Source organism: Leuconostoc lactis KCTC 3528 = DSM 20202 (assembly GCF_014651235.1).
Taxonomy (GTDB): domain Bacteria; phylum Bacillota; class Bacilli; order Lactobacillales; family Lactobacillaceae; genus Leuconostoc; species Leuconostoc lactis.
This window is the reverse complement of sequence record NZ_BMWM01000001.1, coordinates 30,158-50,027: the sequence shown is the minus strand read 5'-3', so window position 1 is coordinate 50,027 and position 19,870 is coordinate 30,158. Positions and strand designations below refer to the sequence as shown.

The window sequence follows — 19,870 nt, the reverse complement described above, 5'->3', positions numbered from 1 at the left end:
GGCCGATTTTTTTGTTGGCTTATCGTTGTCTATCCGTGTTAAACTAGGGTATTAAAGAAAAATGCGTGAAGTTGCGCATCAGAGGAAAAATCATGACGAATCCAACAGTTGGTACAATTGTAAAAGCATCAGTAACGGATGAAAATACCCAGTATTTTTTTGCGCAAGTTGATGGCTTTACGTACGAAATTGACAAATCAGAACTTGAAAAGCCCCTTAAGGTTGGGGGCTTTGTAACAGGTTTTGCTTATGAAAATGAAAATCATAAGCTACAAATTACTAAAACACTACCAACAGCTCAAAAAGATGTTTATGGCTGGGGGACGGTTGTGGCCAACCGGCACGACTTAGGGGTGTTTGTCGCTATCGGGCTACCTAACAAAGACCTGGTCGTTTCTTTAGATGATCTGCCAACCATCACAACATTGTGGCCACAAAAAGGTGACCGCTTGATGCTAGCGATGAAAGAAGATAATAAAGGCCGGTTGTGGGGCGAGATTGCTCAGCAGCACATTATTGGTGCGGTTGCCCGCCGTGCGCCACAAGAAATGAAGTCTAAAACAGTTAAAGCCACAGTGTACCGTAATAAAATTGCAGGGACACTTGTGATTACTGAAGATTATCATCTAGGCTTTATTCACCCATCACAACGTCACGATGAGCCAAGATTAGGGGAAGTCCTTAAGGCGCGTGTCATTGGCGTCCGTGAAGATGGGACGTTAAATTTGTCGCTCAAGCCATTAGCTTATAAGACAATGGATGAAGATGCCCAATTCTTGTTACTCCAGTTACAACGTCGGACGGATCATTTTTTGCCGTTCAATGATAAAAGTAATCCCGAAGCCATCAAGCGTCAATTTGGCTTTAGTAAGAGTCAGTTCAAGCGTGCGTTAGGTCATCTGTATAAAGCCCGCTTGATTGAACAAGTTGACGGTGGTATTCAACTGATTGCCGAAAATGACACAAACAATTAACCTCGCCATTGCCGACTATTTGCACTATATTCGGATAGAACGTGGCTTGTCTGACAATACAATTAACAGTTACCGACAGGATTTAACGCAATTTGGCGCCTATTTGACAGCAGAAAAATTGCCGCTGGAAGCAGTCGATCATGTCGTGGTTTTGGCATGGTTGAATCAACTACGGTTAGCTGGTAAATCTAATAATTCTGTGATCCGCATGGTCACGTCACTTCGGAAGTTTTTTGGCTACTTGGCTCAAGAAAAAATTGTTTTGCCAAATCCGATGCGCGATATTAAACCACCGAAGAAAGCCACGCATTTACCGGCCGTTTTGAGTGTGGCGGAAATTGATGCCTTGCTGGCTGTGCCAACAGACACGACCCCACTTGATATCCGGAATCGCACGTTAATTGAAGTGATGTATGCCACTGGCTTGCGTGTCAGCGAGCTGGTCAACCTTAAGTTAAGTGATTTACATTTGCAATTGGGGTTGATTCAAACCGTTGGAAAAGGCGATAAGGAACGCATTATTCCGATTGGCGAAGTGGCGGCGGACTGGTTAATACGTTATTTTGCCAGCAGTCGCTTAGCCTTACTAAAGGGTAAAGCATCACCCTATGTTTTCTTAAATGATCGTGGGGGACAACTCACACGGCAGGGTGTTTGGAAAATCATTAAGAAGTTGGTTGCTGAAGCAGGCATTACAAAAGATGTCTCGCCTCATACGTTGCGCCACTCGTTTGCCACGCATATTTTAGAAAATGGGGCGGATCTACGGATTGTGCAAGAATTACTCGGACATGCCGATATTTCAACCACTCAGATTTATACGCATATTTCAAAAAAGCGTTTGAGTGAAGTGTATGATCAGTATCATCCACGGGCATAATTGACTGGCGTCAGACCTACCATCAATGAGGAAGAAAAATGTTAGCATTGGCTAGAAGTGATAATCAAAAAACCGTGATGGGTATTTTATCGTTGTTGCCTGGGTTACGTGAGTTACCGTTTTTGAAAGCTGAAATGGCTTGGTATAACGATCGTGAGACACGTTGTCTCTATGTTTGGCAGCGTAGTAATTGGGTGCAGGGTGTTTTAGGCGTTGAATTTTTAGACCATGATATCGTGTTGGTGCGTCATGTGGCGTTTACCCCAGAAGCCCGCACGGTGGAAAATTATTTTGAATTGTTGTCTAATTTTCAAACGCAAAATCCAACGGCTTTTTTGATGGGAACCTTAGATAATCAAAAATTAATTAATAAATGGAGAAAAGCAACATCGTAGCGCAGCGTTTAACAATCAAATTAAGCGATTTTGAAGGCCCGTTAGATCTATTACTGCATTTAATTAAAAAATCAGAACTGGATATTTTTGATTTGCCAATTGCCACAATCACGGCCCAGTATTTGGCCTTCATTCAGGCGCAGCAAGATATGCAGTTGGATGTGGCATCTGAATATTTGGTGATGGCAGCTACGTTAGTTCAAATTAAATCAGCGGATTTGTTGCCACAAGAAACCTATGACGATGATATGCTGGTTGAGGAATTGAATGATCCGCGTGATGAATTAATGCGGCAACTGTTAACCTATAAGCAGTTTCAAGCGGCCAGTGCGCAATTACGAGAACGAGAGTGCGCTGATCACCAATCATTTGCACGGTTACCGATGGCAGTCCCAGCAGATTTTGAGCCTGATATGGCACTGGCACCAGGGCTGGGGTTAGTGGATTTACAGGTAGCGTTTGCTAAGTTATTGCGCAAAAAGCGACAACATGAACCCATTAGTCGTCGGGTTGTCCGTGAAAAAATGACGATGGCGCACGCAGTGGCGAATATTCGTCAGCATTTTGCAGCCCACCAAGTTGGGGATATGCTGCCCTTTGAGTCGTTATTTGACCAGTTACATGATCGCGAATCGATGGTCATGACGTTTATTGCTTTGCTGGAAATGGCAAAGGAAGATCAGGTTATTTTGCATCAAACGGATGCACAAGCAGAAATATTTGTAGAAATTGAGAACATAGACGGGCATGAATAATTTGAGTCAAATTGAAGCACTGCTCTTTGTCGCTGGTGATGAAGGGATGGCGCTATCAACGCTTTGTAGTATTACCCAATTTGATAAGCCAGCAGTGTTGAACTTGATTGAAGCGCTAGCCAATAAATATGCTGATGATCCCAACAGTGCGTTAGAGATTCGGGAAACGGATGGTATGTATCGTTTGGTCACCAAGCCAGCACTTGGCGCGGTTGTTAAGGGCTATTTTGAAGCGCCAGCCCAGGCCACTTTATCACAAGCACAACTAGAATCTTTGGTCATCATTGCCTATAAGCAACCGATTACGCGCATTGAAATTGATCAAATTCGGGGCGTGCAATCAGCGGGGACTATTCAGAAGTTGATGTTGCGTCAGCTTGTGGTTGAAGCGGGGCGAAAAGATGAACCAGGTCGTCCCATTATGTATGGGACATCAGCCGAATTTTTAGATTATTTTGGCTTAAAATCACTTGATGAACTCCCACCACTACCAGATTTTGAATCCCTTGACGTCGCAGATGGTGGTGGCGAATTATTTACCAGCGCATTTGATGCGCAGACAACAGAAATGGAAGAAAAAAATGATGTCTGAAGAAGCACAACGTTTACAAAAAGTCATTGCGCAAGCAGGACTTGCTTCTCGTCGTGGGGCAGAAGAATTAATCACACAAGGTCGGGTCCAAGTCAATGGTGAGACGGTCAAAACCCTTGGCATCAAAGTGATGCCACAGGATACCGTTCAGGTTGATGGCGCACCGATTGAAGGCCGCGAAAAGCTGGTGTATTATTTGATGAACAAGCCACGTGGGGTCGTCACGACAAATAGTGACGACAAGGGCCGCCAAACGGTGCTTGATGTGCTTGAAGACGTGCCACAACGTGTTTACCCTGTTGGTCGTTTAGATTATGATACAACTGGTGTTTTATTATTGACCAATGATGGGGTGATTGCTAATCAATTGATGCACCCTAAGTCACGTGTTGACAAGGTCTATATGGCTAAAGTTGAAGGGATTGCGACTGACGAAAAGCTAGCACCGCTAAAGCGTGGTGTGGTCATTCAAGGTCGGAAGACGGCCCCTGCGCGGGTGAGTGTTGAGCGCGTGGATAAAGACAAAAAGACCAGTATGGTACGCGTTATTATTCATGAAGGGCGTAATCACCAAGTGAAAAACATGCTCCAAAAAGTGGGGCTGCCAGTCGCTAAGCTGACTCGTGAACAGTATGCCTTTTTTGCTTTGACGGGTCTACAATCGGGTGAATATCGTAAATTAACGAGTGCAGAAGTTAAGCGCCTCAAGAATCAAGACTACAAAATGTATCGTCGTCGCTAAAACATTGCTTTGTGATGATTACTTTGTTACAATTAGTAAGTAATCTTAATTGAATATACTTCAGGGTCGGGTGTAAATCCCAACCGGCGGTGAGACATGCAAGACATGGTAAGCCCGCGACCTGCGTAAGCAGCTGATCTGGTCAAAATCCAGAGCCGACCGTAAAGTCGGGTATAAAGAAGTTTAAAAAAGAAAGTAAAACTGCCTTTTTGTGCTACCCTGACAAATTGTGCAGTTTTTTTGAGGCAAAAAATATGTCTATCTCACACACACGAACGCAACGCTTAACGCTGATCGCGATTTTAAGTGCCTTGTCATTTGGCTTAATGTTGTTTCCACAATTGCCGTTGATACCAGGGGCTGATTTTTTGAAATTAGACTTTTCAATTGTGCCGGTACTGATCGCAGGGTATTGGTTAGATCTGACAGCGGCACTGTGGACCGTTATCTTACGGACGCTCTTAAAGTTAATCTTGGCTAACGAAGGGGTCAATACCTATCTTGGCTTACCCGTTAACTTGTGGGCGATTGTGATCTTTGCGCTTATCTTATTTTGGGTAATGCCGCAGTTTGACGCCAAAAAAATTGGCCGCGCCTTGTTGGCAGTCGGTGCGGCAACAGTGGGCTTAACATTGGCAGGTGTCGTGATGAACTGGTTGATTGCGGTGCCGCTCTATGCGAAGTTTGCCCATTTTGACATCGCTAAAATGATTGGGTTAGGCCAATATTTTATCGCGATGGTGATCCCATTTAATATTGCGCAAGGTTTGATATGGGGCATTGTCAGTTTTGCGGTGCTTTCTATTTTGCAGCCCATGCAACGTCAAATTTTATCTTAAGCAAACGTTATCGACATCAACGACCTCCTATGTGGTAAACTTTTAAGTGAACTATTATGATGGAGGTCGTTTTATTATGAACGATTTTGACCCAAATAAGATGAGTCGGTCAGCCCGATCAAAGCAACAAAAAGTTGAACCGCAGTTTTCGCGTAAATCAAGCCAACAAAACAGCGAACACAAGCGCCTTCGGGTATTCTTGATTATTCTTGGATTACTGATTTTATCGAGTGTCCCAGTCTATGGCTTTTGGGTGAATCATAAAGCACCCCAGCAACAAGTGGCGTCATCAGTGAGTCATAAGAAAACGGCGTCGTCGAAAAAAGCATCATCTGTTGATTCATCATCGTCATCAGTCGCTTCTTCAGACGATACGGCTGTATCTGAATCTGCTGTAAATAGTAGTGATGACACAAGTTCAGTTGATGAGAGCGTTTCATCAAGTGCGGTCGAAAGCAGTAGTAGTGCGGCACCTGAAGTATCATCATCAAGTGTTGCCAACAATACAGCCGTGCTAGGTGCCAGCCAAACACTTTATAATTTTGCCGTGACCCATGGGATGACAACGGATCAAGTGATTGCGTTAAACCCAGGCCTGACGGTGTCAAATTACACCCAATATGCTGGTCGCGATTTGAATATTCGCTAAGTTAGAGGAGACTATGACAAATAATTTTCAGGTGGCAATTGATGGCCCAGCATCAGCTGGTAAGTCAACGATTGCTAAAATTTTAGCTACCCAATTACAATATGTTTACGTAGATACAGGTGCAATGTATCGTGCCATCACCTTAGCGGCCAAATTAGCTGGCGTCGCCTATGATGACGAAGCACGGGTTGTAGCTTTACTGCCGCATACGCAGGTGCGCTTTGAACCAGGGACACCAGTGCAACGTGTTTTCTTAAATGATCAAGAAGTAACAGAAGTGATTCGCTCAACGGAAATCACGAACAACGTGTCATTGGTTTCATCATATGCCGCAGTGCGAGCTGATCTTGTGGCCCGTCAACGAGACATTGCTAACAGTCATAATGTGATTATGGATGGGCGTGATATTGGGACAACAGTGTTACCAGATGCGCAAGTGAAAATCTTCCTTGTGGCCAGTGTTGACGAACGCGCACAACGCCGTTATCAAGAGAATTTAGCTAAGGGGATGACTGTTGACCTGCAAACTTTAAAGGCTGAAATTGAGGCGCGTGATTATAAGGATTCACATCGTCAGATTAGTCCGTTAGTCAAAGCCGACGATGCCGTTTTGGTCGACACAACGGGTCACAGTATCGATGAAGTTGTGGCAATGATTACAAAAATCATTCTAGATAAACAGCAAGATTAACTTACAGCGTGAAAACGCTGTTTTTTACTATACAAGATAAAAATATTCTGGTAAACTATACACATAGTGTAAATTGTAGGAGGACGTTAGACGTCATGAGTGAAACAAACAACGAGTTCTTAGCAGCTCTCGAAAGCGCAGCAGATCAAATTAAGGTGGGAGATGTCGTTACCGGTGAGCTTTTAGCTATTGATAATGATAACCAAGCAGTTGTTGGTTTGTCTACCGGTGAAGAAGGAGTTGTGCCAGCACGTGAGTACTCAGACGATCGTAACATCAACCTGGCAGACGAATTAAAAATTGGTGATACCATTGAAGCAGTTGTCATTTCTAACGTAACAAGCGACAAGGAAGGCGTAGCTTACTTGTTGTCAAAGAAGCGTTTGGATGCGCGCAAGGCATGGGAAAATTTGAGCTTTGCTGAAGGTGACACAGTTGATGCCAAGGTTATCAACGCTGTTCGTGGTGGTTTGATTGTTGATGTTAACGGCGTACGTGGTTTCGTACCAGCATCAATGGTTGCAGAACGTTTCGTTTCTGATTTGAACCAATTCAAGAATAAGGATATTAAAGCACAAGTTATCGAAATTGACCCTGCTAATGCACGTTTGATTTTGTCACGTAAGGCTGTTGCTGCACAAGAACGCGCTGCACAGTTGGCTGAAGTATTTAGCAAGTTGTCAGTTGGTGAAGTTGTTGAAGGAACTGTTGCCCGTTTGACAGACTTCGGCGCATTCGTTGACTTGGGTGGTGTTGATGGTTTGGTTCACGTATCAGAAATCTCACACGATCGTGTGAAGAAGCCGGCCGATGTATTGACAAAGGGTGACAAGGTTGATGTTAAGATCTTGGCATTGGACACTGAAAAGGGTCGTATCTCATTGTCAATCAAAGCAACACAACGTGGACCTTGGGACGAAGCTGCAGATCAAATCGCTGCAGGTTCAGTGCTTGAAGGTACTGTTAAGCGTGTGAAGGACTTTGGTGCCTTTGTTGAAATTTTGCCTGGTATCGAAGGTCTTGTGCACGTGTCACAAATTTCAAACAAGCGTATTGAAAACCCATCAGAAGTTTTGAAGTCTGGTGACAAGGTACAAGTGAAGGTATTGGACATTAAGCCAGCCGAAGAACGTATTTCATTGTCAATGAAGGCTTTGGAAGAAAAGCCAGAACGTGAAGATCGTCGTGGTAACGATGGTTCAGCTTCACGTGCTGATATCGCTGCTTACAAGCAACAAGATGACTCAGCCGCAACATTGGGTGACATCTTTGGTGATAAGTTGTAAGAGGCATCAACATAAAAGAGCTGGTTCGCCAGTTCTTTTATTTTTGAAGAAAAATTGAGTGGGCATTAGTGGGCGCTCACGGTATGAAAAAGGAGGTGCGATTATGGCAGCACCAGTAGTAGCCATTGTTGGCCGACCAAACGTCGGAAAATCGACTATCTTTAACCGGATGGCCGGAGAACGTATTGCAATTGTTGAAGATCAACCAGGGGTAACACGCGATCGTTTGTACGCGCCAGCCGAATGGTTGAATTATGAATTCCGGATGATTGATACCGGTGGGATTGAACTCGGAGACGAACCATTTTTGGCCGAAATTCGAGCCCAAGTTGAATTAGCTTTGGATGAAGCAGATGTCATTGTCATGGTGACATCTGGGCGTGAAGGGGTGACTTCAGCTGATGAAGTTGTCGCAAAAATGCTTTATAAGACGGACAAGCCCGTCGTGCTTGCGGTCAATAAGGTCGATAACCCAGAAATGCGTCAAGACATTTATGACTTTTATTCACTTGGTCTTGGTGAACCTTATCCAGTTTCTGGTTCACACGGCTTGGGCTTAGGTGATTTGTTGGATGAAGTTGTCAAGAATTTCCCCGACGAAGCAGCTGAACAAGAAGACGATGGCGCTATTCGTTTTAGTATCATTGGTCGGCCTAATGTTGGCAAGTCATCAATTGTGAATGCCATTTTGGGTGAAGAACGCGTGATTGTGTCTGATATCGAAGGGACAACTCGTGATGCCATCGATACGCGTTTTGTCACGCCTGAAGGTGATGAATTCATCATGGTGGATACTGCTGGGATGCGTAAGCGCGGTAAGGTGTATGAGAATACGGAAAAGTATTCTGTGATGCGCGCCTTGAAAGCCATTGATGATAGTAATGTGGTCTTGATGGTGCTGGATGCTGAAGCAGGCATTCGGGAACAAGATAAGCACGTGGCAGGTTCTGCACATGAAGCCGGCCGTGCCATGATTATTGTGGTCAACAAGTGGGATGCCATTGAAAAAGATGATCACACAATGAAGGATTTCGAGAATATGATTCGCGCAGAATTTAAGTTCTTGGATTATGCCCCAATTGTCTTTGTCTCAGCAAAAACGGGGCAACGTTTGGATCGTTTGCCACAGATGATTAAGGACGTTGATGCTAACCACCGTAAGCGTATCTCATCGTCAACGTTGAATGATGTCATTATGGATGCGATTGCCGTGAACCCAACGCCAACTGATAATGGCCGTCGCTTACGTGTTTACTATGCGACACAAGTTGCCGTGCAACCACCAACTTTTGTTATCTTTGTTAACGATGTTGAATTGATGCACTTCTCATACGAACGTTTCTTAGAAAATAAAATCCGTGAAGCCTTTGATTTCACGGGTACACCAATCAAATTGATTGTCCGTGCCCGCAAATGAGAAATCAGCAACGGCGCATGTGAGTCGTGTTGTGATGACGTCATTTTCTTGTGACAAAATTATTACGAAAACCTGAAAACCCGCATAGACACTACACATTCGGGCGTTCTTGTGTTATTCTAGTTACATGAAATAATGTTTCGACAGATTTCAAAACCGGTTGACGGTTAATAAAAACTCTTAGGAGAAGCGAAAATGGCTAACAAGCAAGAATTAGTAGATTCAGTTGCAAAGGCAACTGGTTTGACAAAGAAGGATGCTACTGCAGCAGTTGATGCTGTCTTTACATCAATCGAAGAAGCTTTGAAGAACGGTGAAAAGGTTCAATTGATCGGTTTTGGTAACTTTGAAGTTCGTGACCGTGCAGCTCGTAAGGGTCGCAACCCACAAACTGGCGCAGAAATCGAAATTCCTGCATCAAAGGTACCTGCATTCAAGCCTGGTAAGGCATTGAAGGAAGCTGTTAAGTAATCAGATTCTGACTGAATCGTGATTGACAGGGTATCCTGGGTGAAATGAGTCAACAGAAGTGTTTATTTTCTAATCTAGCATACCGAAGGCAAGCGCAACAGCGCTTGCCTTTTTCTGTGTGATGACGCCATTAATTTTAAAAGGCATTAATCAATAAAGGACAAAATACTTAAAAATTAATGTGCAAAATTCGCCCTATATTATCTTTTTTGTGTTAGAATATGCTTGTAACGTCAGATCACCACTCAAGGAGGACAGGTTATGTCAGTTGAAGAAAAGTTTGATAACGCTAAGGACAAGGTTGCTGGTAAGGCAAAAGAAGTAGAAGGCAAGGTTACCGGTGATAAGGCACGTGAAGCAGAAGGCAAGGCTCAAGGGCTATTTGCTGATGTGAAGGACAAGCTATCAGATGCTGCTGAAGCAGTCAAGGACAAGGCAGAAGAAGCCGTTGACGCAGTGAAAGATGGTTTCGACCATCTCAAGAAGTAAGATATTAGTTAGTAACGCTGCTCAATGAGCGGCGTTTTTATTTTGAATAGATTGCTGATATGTTAGCCATAAAGTCGCTGTTACCAACGGTTTTATGGTAAAATAGGCTGTTAAATAAAATCATATTAATGGCGACATACTGCCCTAAAAAGTAGTGTGGTCGGCCAATAAAAAATAGGGGTCAAAGTTAGAGGAGTCAGAATGTCAACAAGTTATGCCGAACAAATGTTAGATGCACTGGAGCGTGGTCAGTTAGAACCGGCGCAAAAATTTTTTGATCAATCATTACGTCAAGATAGCGATGAGTTGATATATAGTTTAGCCGAAGAGTTGTATGCTTTGGGCTTTTTAGAAGAATCACGACGGGCTTATCAACAATTATTGGCTAAGTATCCGGACGAAGATGAATTGCGCACAGCGTTAGCTGACATTGCTATTGAAGATGGCGATATTGATGACGCACAAAACTACCTCGCGCAAATTCAACCAGATTCTGATTCTTATTTGCGGGCATTATTGGTTAAGGCCGATATTTATCAATCAGAAGGCTTAAATGAAGCAGCTGAACACAGTTTGTTACAGGCTGAAAAATTAGCACCAGATGAAGATATTATCCAGTTTGCTTTAGCTGAATTTTATTTCGCAAATCAAGCCTACCAAAAGGCCATTAGTCGCTACCGCGCCTTACTTTTGAAAGGCAAGCGCGACATGAGTCGGGTGGACTTGGTGGCTCGGATCGGGGTTGCATATGCCCAAATCGGACAATATGACCATGCTATTGGTTATTTGGAACAAATCAAGCCGGAATTGATGACGCTAGACACGCGGTTCCAGCTAGCCATTTTGTACCAAGAAACGCATCGAGAAAACGAAGCTATTCGGCTATTTAATGACATTTTGGATGTTGATCCAAAGTACACATCAGTTTATCCACTACTTGGACAAGCCTATACGCAAATTCACCAGATAGAAGATGCTTATCGGACGTACCAAGCGGGGTTGGCCCAAGATGAAACGAATGTGGCGTTATATCGTCTTGCTGGCCAAGCGGCTGAAAAATTGGGGGATACAGCGGCAGCCGAAGCTTATTATCTTAAGGGACTCGCTGTTGATGGGTCCGATGTGGCCACGTTAATTGCGTTGACGGATCTTTGGCTTGCCCAACAACGTTATGACGACGTGATTGCGCGCTTAACGACCGCTATGGCAGAGGATGTCTTAGATCCACAGTTCTATTGGTCATTAGCCCGTGCCTATCAGGCTATCGGGGAGACAGACAAGGCCGCTGAAAATTGGGCAACTGCTGCGCCATTATTCCAAGACAATAGCGCCTTCTTGCACGATTTGATTGATTGGTACCATGAACAAGGGCAACCTGAAGAAGAAATCACTGCGTTGAAGCAATATCTATTCTTGGCACCTGATGATCTGGACATGCAAATGCGTCTGGAAGATTTAGCTTACTAAGGTGAGAAAAAAGACCGGAATCAGCCTGATAAATGGTGTGAGGGAGTGTTTCTAATTAGGGTGTTTTTGATATAATAGACAAAAGGATATTATGTATGAAAATTGAAACGTTACCATCGGAATTTGTGGCTGCGCAACCAGTTTTGCAACGTTTAGAAGCAGCCGGATTTGAGGCCTGTTTTGTTGGTGGCTCCGTACGCGACATGTTACTTCAAAAACCGATTCATGATGTTGACATTGCGAGTGCTGCATTTCCAGAAGAAGTCAAAAAACAATTTGATAAAACAGTCGATACTGGCATTCAGCACGGGACCGTGATGGTATTAGATCATGGGCTGGGCTACGAAATTACGACGTTTCGGACGGAATCGACCTATACAGATTTTCGCCGACCGGATACGGTTACGTTTGTGCGGAGTTTATCCGAAGATTTGCAACGCCGTGATTTTACGATTAACGCCTTAGCAATGACCTATGATGGTGAAATTGTTGATTTGTTCGATGGGCTAGCGGATTTGTCGGCTGGTGTCATTCGGGCCGTCGGTGAGGCTGAAGTACGCTTTACCGAAGATGCGTTGCGCATGATGCGTGCTTTACGTTTTAGTGCCCAGCTTGGCTTTCAAATCGCACCGGATACCCGCGCAGCTTTGCAACGATTGGCGCCAAATTTGGCCAAAATTGCGGTTGAACGGATTCGTGTTGAATTTGAAAAACTATTGATGGGGCAACAAGCCGCCGCCAGTCTGGCCATGGCAATTGAAGATGGCGTTGTGACGTACTTACCTGGTCAACTGGATCAGTGGCAATTTGATGCGATCATGACGGACCTTGAAGCCCAGCAACCCGCAACAATTCCCGTCGTTTGGGCGCATCTTTTAACCCGTTCAACATTAAATGAGTCAGAGATGACGACATTTATGCGGACTTGGAAAACAAGTCGGGACTTGATTAAGATGGCCACTGCGGTTGTGCCGGTTGCACGCCACATTGCGCGGCGTGACTTATGGACGTTATATCAAATTTATGATTACCGTGACGTTTTAATGCACGTCTTACGTTTAATCGGAACCGATGATGCGGTAATTGCCGATGTGGACGCGATGTTTGCGGCCTTACCGATTCATCATACACGTGAACTACGTGTGGCTGGCGGCCAATTAATTGCCGAACAAATTGTACAACCAGGCCCACAAATGGGACGTATTTTAAAGCAAATTGAACGGGCAGTTGTTACAGGCCAAGTGGCTAATCAGCCAGCGGCATTGTTAGCCTATGCAAAGGAGCTCAGTCAACATGACTAAGATTAAAATGGTATGGGCAGAAGACAAACAGCACGCAATTGGTAAGAATGGGGACTTACCATGGCATTTACCTGATGACCTTAAGCTATTTAAACGAGAAACAATGGGGACGTTAATGATTATGGGCAGGACGACTTGGGATAGTATTGGGCGCCCATTGCCCAACCGGACAACCCTGGTCTTAACCCATCAAACCGATTGGCAACCTGGCTACGACGACGTACTGGTCGCGCATAGCATGTCAGAAGTTTTAGCAAAGATTACGGCAGAAGATCGTGATGTGACAATTGCTGGTGGGGCAACCATGTATCAAGCATTCATGCCTTATGCCACGGATTTAATAATTACAAAAGTTGCTGGTGATGTGGCGGGTGATACGTTTGCTCCAACGGTGGATTTGTCACAATTTGAGCTGATTGCCAGTCAACCACACCCAAAAGATGAAAAACATGACTACGCATTTGTTGTTGAACGATATCAGCGTAAGAATTGAGGAAAAAATGTCGAATATAAAGATTGTTACAGATTCAGCGATTGCTTTAACCCCAGAAGAAATCGCCCAATATGATATTACGGTAGTACCTTTGACGGTGCAAATTGATGGGGTCGTTTATGAAGATGGTGTGACGCTTCAGCGTGATGAATTCCTTGAAAAGATGTCAAAAAGTGCTACCTTACCGCAAACATCACAACCATCAATTGGTAAGTTTCAAGCAGCTTATGATGCGATTCATCAACAATATCCTGAATCAGAAATTTTGAGTATGCATCTCTCATCTGGTTTGTCTGGGACAGTGCATGCAGCCGAACAAGCGGCCGCACTATCAGCAGCCAAAATCACAACATTTGATACGTTAAATGCTGACCGTGCCGAAGCTTTCCCTGTTTTAGCAGCAGCTAAAATGGCACAAGCAGGGGCATCAATGGCAGAAATCTTGGCGGAAGCAGAAAAGGTGCGTTCAGAATCGCATACATTTTTGAGCTTTACGTCATTAGATAACATGGTGGCTGGTGGTCGCTTGAGTAAAACATCTGGCATCATCGGTAATTTGTTAAATATTAAAGTCGGTGCAACAGTTGATAACACGGGTTCAGTTGAAGTGTTGGCTAAGGGACGTGGGATGAAAGCCATTGCCAAATTCAATGACAGTGTGATTGAAAAAATGCAATCTTATAATGAAATGATTGCCATTGGTATTTCTCATGCCGGTGTGCCAGAAGTGGCCGAAAAAATGGCTGCCCGGTTAAACGCTATCTGGCCCGATATTAAGATTGAAGTGACGAATACAACACCGATTGTCTCAACCCATACGGGTATCGGTGCTTTAGCTATTTTGTATCAGGCACATTAAAATAGGTGATTAAAACCCCAAAATTTTTTGGGGTTTTATTTTAACCGTTGTGTCAAGAAAGGACATTGGGAAACCGCAATGTGGGGACAATTGAAACATTTCAGCCATCAACTTATCGGTCGGTTTAAAACTTGGCGGATAATGACACAATGGCAAGACACCGATATGGTGAGTTTAGCGCGTATTCGGCACTCGGCGCTTAAGAATGTGCACCAAATTGGCATTATTGGCGATAGTGTGTCGTTTGGCTTAAAAGCCAAATATAATTATGGCCAGTATATTCAAAAAGCCACAGGGGCCACGGTCCAAAATCTGGCGGTTTCCGGTGCGCATCTTGCTGATAATGGTTTTACCAGTATATTTCAACAGGCGCAACGGTTAAATCCAGCTGACTTATATATCGTTCAAGGTACGGATGATGATTGGTTGGGAGATGTCCCCATTGGTGGGTCGACTGATTTAACCGCTACGACTTATATCGGTGCGTTCTATCAGATTATTGTCTATTTACGGCAACGCCAGCCGCAGGCGACAATCATCGTCTTGACGCCGACATATCAAACACCTGTCCGTGGGCAACAGGTGCGACGAACTGACCGGACGTTAAATGGCTTGGGCTTGGATTTGCATGCCTATGTGGCTGCTCAGCTTGCGGCTTGTCAGGATTTGGCCGTACCAGTCATCAACTTAATGCAAAAAAAACGCTTTGATCCGAGTCAGGCCGACTTTCGGGCACAAGTAATGCCGGATGGGTTACATCCAAATGACGTGGGTCAGCGCCGCATTGCCAGATTAATTGCTGAAACGTATACCAAAATAATCAAGGCCAAATAAAAAAGTTCAAGTCAAACGACTTGAACTTTTTTGATTAGTTTTCAAAGGCAACGCGCACACCTTCTGGAATGGCAAAGTCTTTTTGTAGTAGCGTTAATTCGCCAGTTGCTTGATCGCGGGCAAAAAGCGTCACGTTATCCGTGTCTTGGTTAGCAACAACCAGGAAATCTTGGTTGTCATCCCAGTTCATGTCACGGGGGAATTCACCTTCAGAACTGATGAGTTGGATACGTTCAATTTCAGCGCCTTCATTCATGACCTTAAAGACCGCAATTGAGTTGTGGCCACGGTTTGACGCGTAGATGAAGCGACCGTCATGGCTGATACGGAGGGCAGCTGAACCATTGTGGGCTGTCCAATCAGCTGGAATCGTTGAGGCCGTCATCACGTGTTCAAATGTGCCATCTTCAGCGTTATATTTCAAGACACTTAGCAAGCTTGAAAGTTCACCGAGCACATAAGCATATTGCCCATCTGGTGAAAAACGAATATGACGTGGACCAAAGCCTTCTTCAGTGTGGAAACGCGCCACTTCAGTAAATTGGCCATCATCTTGTACGTCAAAAGTAATCACTTCATCTGTTCCTAAGTCGACAGCAACTAAGCGATTATCAGGCGTCAAGTTAGCAAAATGAATGTGAGAGCTCCCTTGTTCTGGGCGTGGGCCAGAACCTGTATTAGTCCATGTTGTCACGAGTGACAAGTTGCCATCAGGCTTGATTTGATATGATTCAACGGTACCACGATGGTAGTAACCAGTAAAGACAAGTTGACGGGCTTCATCAATACCAATATAAGCTGGCGCAGAGCCTTCACTTAATTGGGCATCAATTTCAGCCAATGGGCGAACAGTGTTATCCAATGTGACAACGCCACCTTGACCGTCGCGATTTTCAACGGCATATACTTTGTCAGCCTTTGATACGGCGAGGTAAGTCGGATTTGTTAGTGGTGCCACAAAAGTGGGGTTTTGTAGTTGACGCGCTTCAGTGTCGAGTTCAGCTTCATAGAGGCCTTTTGAGATGCGTTTTGTATAAGTACCAAATAAAATTTTATGAATTGTCATAATAAACTCTCCTTGATGTATTGCCTCTATCATAGCATATATGTAAGGGGTTTCACAAGTTGTGAAAGCGCAAGCAATTCAGTATAATAAAATAAGCGAACATTTGTTCAGAGAGGTCGATTATGAAATTTATTCATGCAGCGGATAGTCACTTAGGGAACCCCTTTAAAGGGTTAGATCGTGAGTTACCAGCAGCGCTCAAACAGCTGGTGCAAGCGTCAACTATGCACGCATTTGAAAAAATGATAACGCAGGCGCTGACGGTGCAGGTTGATTTTTTAGTGATTGCTGGGGATTTATATAGTGCCACAGAAAACAGTCCCAAAGTCCAAGTTTTTGTGTATCAACAGTTTGAACGTTTAAATCAAGCAAATATTCCGGTTTATCTGAGTTTTGGGAATCATGATTTTGAAGCGGATCAACATGCCCACTTACCTTGGCCAGCAAATGTGCATGTGTTCAGTCAAGATGTGGCGACACAACGGTTCACACTTGCGTCCGGTGAACGGGTGGCGCTTACTGGCTTTAGCTACCAAACGCCGCGACAAATGCAGCCTGTTTTAACAGATTTTCCGGTGAAAAGCACGACGGATGACTATCATATTGGTCTGTATCACGGCGCGCTGGGGAAGGCGGGCGATCCTTATGCGCCATTTACCCTGCAAGGACTGCTCACCAAGCGCTATGATTATTGGGCACTTGGTCACATTCATGTGCGCCAAACACTACATGAGCAACCATTTATTGGGTATTCGGGGAATTTACAAGGGTTAAACCGGAAAGAAACTGGCGAGAAGGGCTACTATTTAGTCACAGCGACGCAAGGTAAATTAGTCCCAGTATTTCAGCCATCAACGGTGATTCGTTGGGAGGAACTCGTTTTTACGGACAGTTTAAACGAAGATGAGTTGTTAGCGCAACTGGCGGAACGTGATGATCAGACGCCTGTTTTTTTAACCATTCAATTCACTGGACAGTTAGATCCAGCTGTGGTTGAACGCTTAACAAGTGGCGTGATGTTAGCCAAAATTCGGGCAAATTTACCAGCCAACCAATGGGTTGTTAAACTGGAACGGCGACAGGCAGCCACAACGATGTTAGCAGCCGATCAAATTGATCAACAATTTTGGCATGACGCAATGGCGCAAGTACTCGATGATTTTGATATGGGGGCGCATTTACCCGCACAAGTACCTAATGTTGTCCGTGAGTATTACCTTAGTGCAGCTGGTAAGCAAGCTTTACGTGACAAAATGCAACAACTGTTATTAGAAAGGAATATGTGAGACGCATGGATATCCAACAAGTCGATATCAGTGGCTTTGGGCGTTGGTCAAAGCAACATTTTGACTTTCAATCAGGACTCCAAGTCATTCTTGGCCAAAATGAGTCTGGTAAGTCAACCTTGCGGGCCTTTATCGTCGGAATTTTATTTGGTTTCCCCAGTAAAAAAGGGAAGACCAATACTTATGACCCACGAGATGGGAGCCGCTATGGTGGGAGCTTAACGGTGCGTTTTGCGTCCGAAACGGTGAAAATTTCCCGCTTAGGTCGTACACAATCGCAATTAACGATCACGCGTTTGGCTGACCAAACGCGTATCGCGGAACCTGAAAAGTGGTTAGCTGATCAATTAGCCCCGCTAAATCGTGAAGCCTTTGACGCGATTTTTAATTTTAGTCAACAGGATTTAGCAGAAATTACACAGCTTAAAGCGGTTGATTTACAGAAGCTTTTGCTTAATATTGGGGCCGTGGGCAGCGCACAGTGGTTAACTGTTGCTGATGATCTAGACAAACAAGCAGATAAGCAATTTGCGCAACGGCCAACAGGTAAACGGCCGCTTAATCAAGCGACCAAGCATTATTTTGATACATTGGCGCAAGTTCAGCAAAAAGCGACCGCCTTACCTGATTTTATTGCCGGCGAGGCGGCAGTGATGGCTGATCAACAACGCGTAGCTGAAGCTAAGGCAGCTGTTTTATCGCTGACAGCACAAGTTAAACAGCATGAGCAACTGCAACAACAATATGATGTGTATACAACAGCTGTTGCGTTAAAAACAAAAATGACGCAAGCTGGGCCGCACGTTTCAGATGCGGATTTGTTGGCTTTACAAGAGCAGACGTCAGCCATCAAATTACATCAATCGGCTTTAGAAACTTTACAACAGGCACAAGATCCCAAACAAGTGGCAGCCACACCAGACGCCTTTGAATTCGAGACAACTTTGGCGCAAGCCCAACACGCAGTGACACAATTACAGGAGAAACTAGCAGCACGGGAAAAGCTCCTGTCAGCGCAACGTCAATTACAGGCACAATTTGAAGACGGGGTGCTACCCGAACCGCTAAGTCCTGCTGAAAAGCAGCAATTGACACGGCGCAGCTCTGAAATGGTCTGGTTAATGGCGAGTTTGGTTGTGGGCGTTTTAGGCTTTTTGGTTGCCAAACCAGCGGTCTTGTTGGCCGTTGTGCCGGCTGGCTTGGCCTTTTGGCAATACAAGTCACATCAGCGCCAAGTCGCCGCAATTTTAGCGAGTTATGGTCATTTAACGGTTGATGAGGTGTTAACACTACAGAAAACCTTGCAGCAACAACCGGCAACAAAACAAAAGTTATCGGGTTTAAACATTGCAATTGCTGATTTACAAACTGCGATTATGCGTCAATTGAAGCCAGTTGCCACGCATTTTAACGTGACGTTGCACATGACTGATTTAGCGCAATCAGTGGTTGAATTGCAACATCGCTATGAACAGCAAAAATTAACGGCGCAACACGACTTTCTGGCGTTGAGCCAGCAACAACAGCAGCGCGTTGAAGCCATCGCTTTTCATCAACAGCAATTAGATCAAGCTCGTGAATCGCAACAGAAGTTATTTGCCCAGTATCAAGTCAGTGACATGGCAGATATTGAGGCCTTAAAACAACAAGAGTTATCACAGACCAGACTGCGCCAACGGTATGACGATTTGATGCGTCAAATTCAGCCTGACGTGCTGACGCAATTAGAACAAATTAAGGATCGTGATACTTTACAGGGACAACTCTCTGCTTTACAACAGCAGTTACAAGCTGCCCAGCAGCGTCTTTTTGCCTGCCAAGCGGCATTATCAGATCGTCAAGCACAACAAGCACATTTAACCAGTAACGACCAATTTATCGCCATGCAACAGGCGCTTGCAGACGAGGAGACCGCCTTAATTGAACAATTCGGTGTCTATATTGCCGAAAAGTTGACTAGTCAATGGATTACAGTCGCTTTACAACGCGCCTCGCAAAACCGCTTTCCAAAAATGCAAGCATTGGCGACGCAGTATTTCAAGCGATTAACGCACGGTCGCTATCATGAGATGACATTTTCAGCGTCGGAACTATTGGTCACGCGTGCGGACCAGCAACAATTTGCCGTGACTGAATTATCAACTGGGACACAAGAACAACTTTATATTGCGTTAAGGTTAGCTTTAAGTCGCGTGATTGCAGATATTGTATCAGTCCCAATTTTGATTGATGATGGGTTTGTTAATTTTGATCCGCAGCGTAAACAGACAATGATCGCGCTGTTACAAGATATTGCCCAGCAGCAACAAATCATCTATTTTACAACGGCTTGGCCCGATCAAGCGGCCGAGAGTATGATAAAATTATAATCAAAGAGGTGGCAA

Annotated in this window: 21 protein-coding genes and 1 riboswitch; of the genes, 20 read left to right on the top strand and 1 reads right to left on the bottom strand. The window is 44.5% G+C overall.

The genetic code is table 11. The annotated features are described in order from the left end of the window. Window positions 1-92 precede the first annotated feature (92 nt). The 18 genes from IE039_RS00260 (at window position 93) to IE039_RS00175 (ending at window position 15,134) form a co-directional block, all read left to right on the top strand. Window positions 93-974 (top strand): CvfB family protein, encoded by an 882-nt coding sequence (locus IE039_RS00260; protein ID WP_010003439.1) that lies wholly within the window; start codon window positions 93-95, stop codon window positions 972-974. Continuing rightward, window positions 958-1,854, top strand: a complete 897-nt coding sequence (xerD, locus tag IE039_RS00255) for a site-specific tyrosine recombinase XerD (protein ID WP_189428521.1) — start codon at window positions 958-960, stop codon at window positions 1,852-1,854. Before IE039_RS00260 ends, xerD begins: the two co-directional genes overlap by 17 nt. A 38-nt stretch (window positions 1,855-1,892) precedes the next feature. Beyond that, window positions 1,893-2,249: a hypothetical protein gene (locus IE039_RS00250; RefSeq protein ID WP_029509273.1), complete on the top strand. Its 357-nt coding sequence runs from the start codon at window positions 1,893-1,895 to the stop codon at window positions 2,247-2,249. After that, window positions 2,228-3,004 (top strand): segregation and condensation protein A, encoded by a 777-nt coding sequence (locus tag IE039_RS00245; protein ID WP_189428520.1) that lies wholly within the window; start codon window positions 2,228-2,230, stop codon window positions 3,002-3,004. The genes IE039_RS00250 and IE039_RS00245 overlap by 22 nt, the downstream gene beginning before the upstream one ends. Further along, window positions 2,997-3,596, top strand: a complete 600-nt coding sequence (gene scpB, locus IE039_RS00240) for an SMC-Scp complex subunit ScpB (RefSeq protein WP_010002770.1) — start codon at window positions 2,997-2,999, stop codon at window positions 3,594-3,596. The genes IE039_RS00245 and scpB overlap by 8 nt, the downstream gene beginning before the upstream one ends. Then, on the top strand, window positions 3,589-4,338 hold the full coding sequence (locus tag IE039_RS00235) for a pseudouridine synthase (protein WP_010002769.1): 750 nt from the start codon (window positions 3,589-3,591) through the stop codon (window positions 4,336-4,338). The genes scpB and IE039_RS00235 overlap by 8 nt, the downstream gene beginning before the upstream one ends. 52 nt (window positions 4,339-4,390) lie before the next feature. Next, window positions 4,391-4,526, top strand: a riboswitch (FMN riboswitch). Between the two features lie 66 nt (window positions 4,527-4,592). Then, a complete protein-coding gene (locus IE039_RS00230; protein ID WP_146976651.1) occupies window positions 4,593-5,177 on the top strand; it encodes an ECF transporter S component in 585 nt (194 codons plus the stop codon). A 76-nt stretch (window positions 5,178-5,253) separates the two neighbouring features. Further along, a complete protein-coding gene (locus IE039_RS00225) occupies window positions 5,254-5,826 on the top strand; it encodes a hypothetical protein (RefSeq protein ID WP_019041101.1) in 573 nt (190 codons plus the stop codon). A 13-nt stretch (window positions 5,827-5,839) separates the two neighbouring features. Further along, a complete protein-coding gene (cmk, locus tag IE039_RS00220) occupies window positions 5,840-6,517 on the top strand; it encodes a (d)CMP kinase (RefSeq protein WP_189428519.1) in 678 nt (225 codons plus the stop codon). 95 nt (window positions 6,518-6,612) lie between these two features. Then, window positions 6,613-7,803 carry a 30S ribosomal protein S1 gene (gene rpsA, locus IE039_RS00215; protein WP_010005410.1) on the top strand — a complete coding sequence of 397 codons (1,191 nt, stop codon included), beginning with the start codon at window positions 6,613-6,615 and terminating at the stop codon, window positions 7,801-7,803. A 103-nt stretch (window positions 7,804-7,906) separates the two neighbouring features. Then, window positions 7,907-9,220 (top strand): ribosome biogenesis GTPase Der, encoded by a 1,314-nt coding sequence (der, locus tag IE039_RS00210; protein WP_010005409.1) that lies wholly within the window; start codon window positions 7,907-7,909, stop codon window positions 9,218-9,220. Window positions 9,221-9,415: 195 nt separating this feature from the next. Further along, window positions 9,416-9,691, top strand: coding sequence for a non-specific DNA-binding protein Hbs (hbs, locus tag IE039_RS00205; RefSeq protein WP_010000207.1), 276 nt, complete (start codon window positions 9,416-9,418; stop codon window positions 9,689-9,691). A 261-nt stretch (window positions 9,692-9,952) separates the two neighbouring features. Further along, window positions 9,953-10,180: a CsbD family protein gene (locus IE039_RS00200; protein ID WP_010000206.1), complete on the top strand. Its 228-nt coding sequence runs from the start codon at window positions 9,953-9,955 to the stop codon at window positions 10,178-10,180. A gap of 201 nt (window positions 10,181-10,381) precedes the next feature. Further along, a complete protein-coding gene (locus IE039_RS00195) occupies window positions 10,382-11,647 on the top strand; it encodes a tetratricopeptide repeat protein (RefSeq protein WP_189428518.1) in 1,266 nt (421 codons plus the stop codon). Between the two features lie 95 nt (window positions 11,648-11,742). Continuing rightward, window positions 11,743-12,948, top strand: coding sequence for a CCA tRNA nucleotidyltransferase (locus IE039_RS00190; RefSeq protein WP_010004312.1), 1,206 nt, complete (start codon window positions 11,743-11,745; stop codon window positions 12,946-12,948). Next, entirely contained in the window at window positions 12,941-13,441 is a 501-nt protein-coding gene (locus tag IE039_RS00185) for a dihydrofolate reductase (protein ID WP_010004311.1), read from the top strand. The genes IE039_RS00190 and IE039_RS00185 overlap by 8 nt, the downstream gene beginning before the upstream one ends. A gap of 7 nt (window positions 13,442-13,448) precedes the next feature. Beyond that, window positions 13,449-14,300, top strand: a complete 852-nt coding sequence (fakB, locus tag IE039_RS00180; protein WP_029509285.1) for a DegV family protein — start codon at window positions 13,449-13,451, stop codon at window positions 14,298-14,300. Window positions 14,301-14,441: 141 nt separating this feature from the next. Then, a complete protein-coding gene (locus IE039_RS00175; protein ID WP_010006356.1) occupies window positions 14,442-15,134 on the top strand; it encodes an SGNH/GDSL hydrolase family protein in 693 nt (230 codons plus the stop codon). A gap of 34 nt (window positions 15,135-15,168) precedes the next feature. On the opposite strand, the gene IE039_RS00170 is transcribed toward IE039_RS00175, so the two are convergent. Then, the gene (locus IE039_RS00170; RefSeq protein WP_146976661.1) at window positions 15,169-16,200 is read right to left on the bottom strand and encodes a lactonase family protein; all 1,032 of its coding nucleotides are present in this window, start codon (window positions 16,198-16,200) and stop codon (window positions 15,169-15,171) included. A 122-nt stretch (window positions 16,201-16,322) separates the two neighbouring features. On the opposite strand from IE039_RS00170, the gene IE039_RS00165 reads away from it, so the two are divergent. Both IE039_RS00165 and IE039_RS00160 read left to right on the top strand, forming a co-directional pair. Then, window positions 16,323-17,486, top strand: coding sequence for a metallophosphoesterase family protein (locus tag IE039_RS00165; protein WP_189428516.1), 1,164 nt, complete (start codon window positions 16,323-16,325; stop codon window positions 17,484-17,486). Between the two features lie 5 nt (window positions 17,487-17,491). After that, window positions 17,492-19,855, top strand: a complete 2,364-nt coding sequence (locus tag IE039_RS00160; RefSeq protein ID WP_189428515.1) for an ATP-binding protein — start codon at window positions 17,492-17,494, stop codon at window positions 19,853-19,855. Window positions 19,856-19,870: the final 15 nt, after the last annotated feature.

Excerpts from the sequence above, each read along its gene's own strand:
- IE039_RS00175 (WP_010006356.1), top strand. The coding sequence starts at position 14,442 with ATGACACAATGGCAAGACACCGATATGGTGAGTTTAGCGCGTATTCGG.
- IE039_RS00250 (WP_029509273.1), top strand. The coding sequence starts at position 1,893 with ATGTTAGCATTGGCTAGAAGTGATAATCAAAAAACCGTGATGGGTATT.
- IE039_RS00245 (WP_189428520.1), top strand. The coding sequence starts at position 2,228 with ATGGAGAAAAGCAACATCGTAGCGCAGCGTTTAACAATCAAATTAAGC.
- IE039_RS00225 (WP_019041101.1), top strand. The coding sequence starts at position 5,254 with ATGAACGATTTTGACCCAAATAAGATGAGTCGGTCAGCCCGATCAAAG.
- fakB (WP_029509285.1), top strand. The coding sequence starts at position 13,449 with ATGTCGAATATAAAGATTGTTACAGATTCAGCGATTGCTTTAACCCCA.
- IE039_RS00230 (WP_146976651.1), top strand. The coding sequence starts at position 4,593 with ATGTCTATCTCACACACACGAACGCAACGCTTAACGCTGATCGCGATT.
- IE039_RS00190 (WP_010004312.1), top strand. The coding sequence starts at position 11,743 with ATGAAAATTGAAACGTTACCATCGGAATTTGTGGCTGCGCAACCAGTT.
- IE039_RS00160 (WP_189428515.1), top strand. The coding sequence starts at position 17,492 with ATGGATATCCAACAAGTCGATATCAGTGGCTTTGGGCGTTGGTCAAAG.
- rpsA (WP_010005410.1), top strand. The coding sequence starts at position 6,613 with ATGAGTGAAACAAACAACGAGTTCTTAGCAGCTCTCGAAAGCGCAGCA.
- IE039_RS00195 (WP_189428518.1), top strand. The coding sequence starts at position 10,382 with ATGTCAACAAGTTATGCCGAACAAATGTTAGATGCACTGGAGCGTGGT.
- hbs (WP_010000207.1), top strand. The coding sequence starts at position 9,416 with ATGGCTAACAAGCAAGAATTAGTAGATTCAGTTGCAAAGGCAACTGGT.
- IE039_RS00260 (WP_010003439.1), top strand. The coding sequence starts at position 93 with ATGACGAATCCAACAGTTGGTACAATTGTAAAAGCATCAGTAACGGAT.
- IE039_RS00235 (WP_010002769.1), top strand. The coding sequence starts at position 3,589 with ATGTCTGAAGAAGCACAACGTTTACAAAAAGTCATTGCGCAAGCAGGA.
- cmk (WP_189428519.1), top strand. The coding sequence starts at position 5,840 with ATGACAAATAATTTTCAGGTGGCAATTGATGGCCCAGCATCAGCTGGT.
- der (WP_010005409.1), top strand. The coding sequence starts at position 7,907 with ATGGCAGCACCAGTAGTAGCCATTGTTGGCCGACCAAACGTCGGAAAA.
- xerD (WP_189428521.1), top strand. The coding sequence starts at position 958 with ATGACACAAACAATTAACCTCGCCATTGCCGACTATTTGCACTATATT.
- scpB (WP_010002770.1), top strand. The coding sequence starts at position 2,997 with ATGAATAATTTGAGTCAAATTGAAGCACTGCTCTTTGTCGCTGGTGAT.
- IE039_RS00185 (WP_010004311.1), top strand. The coding sequence starts at position 12,941 with ATGACTAAGATTAAAATGGTATGGGCAGAAGACAAACAGCACGCAATT.
- IE039_RS00165 (WP_189428516.1), top strand. The coding sequence starts at position 16,323 with ATGAAATTTATTCATGCAGCGGATAGTCACTTAGGGAACCCCTTTAAA.
- IE039_RS00200 (WP_010000206.1), top strand. The coding sequence starts at position 9,953 with ATGTCAGTTGAAGAAAAGTTTGATAACGCTAAGGACAAGGTTGCTGGT.
- IE039_RS00170 (WP_146976661.1), bottom strand. The coding sequence starts at position 16,200 with ATGACAATTCATAAAATTTTATTTGGTACTTATACAAAACGCATCTCA.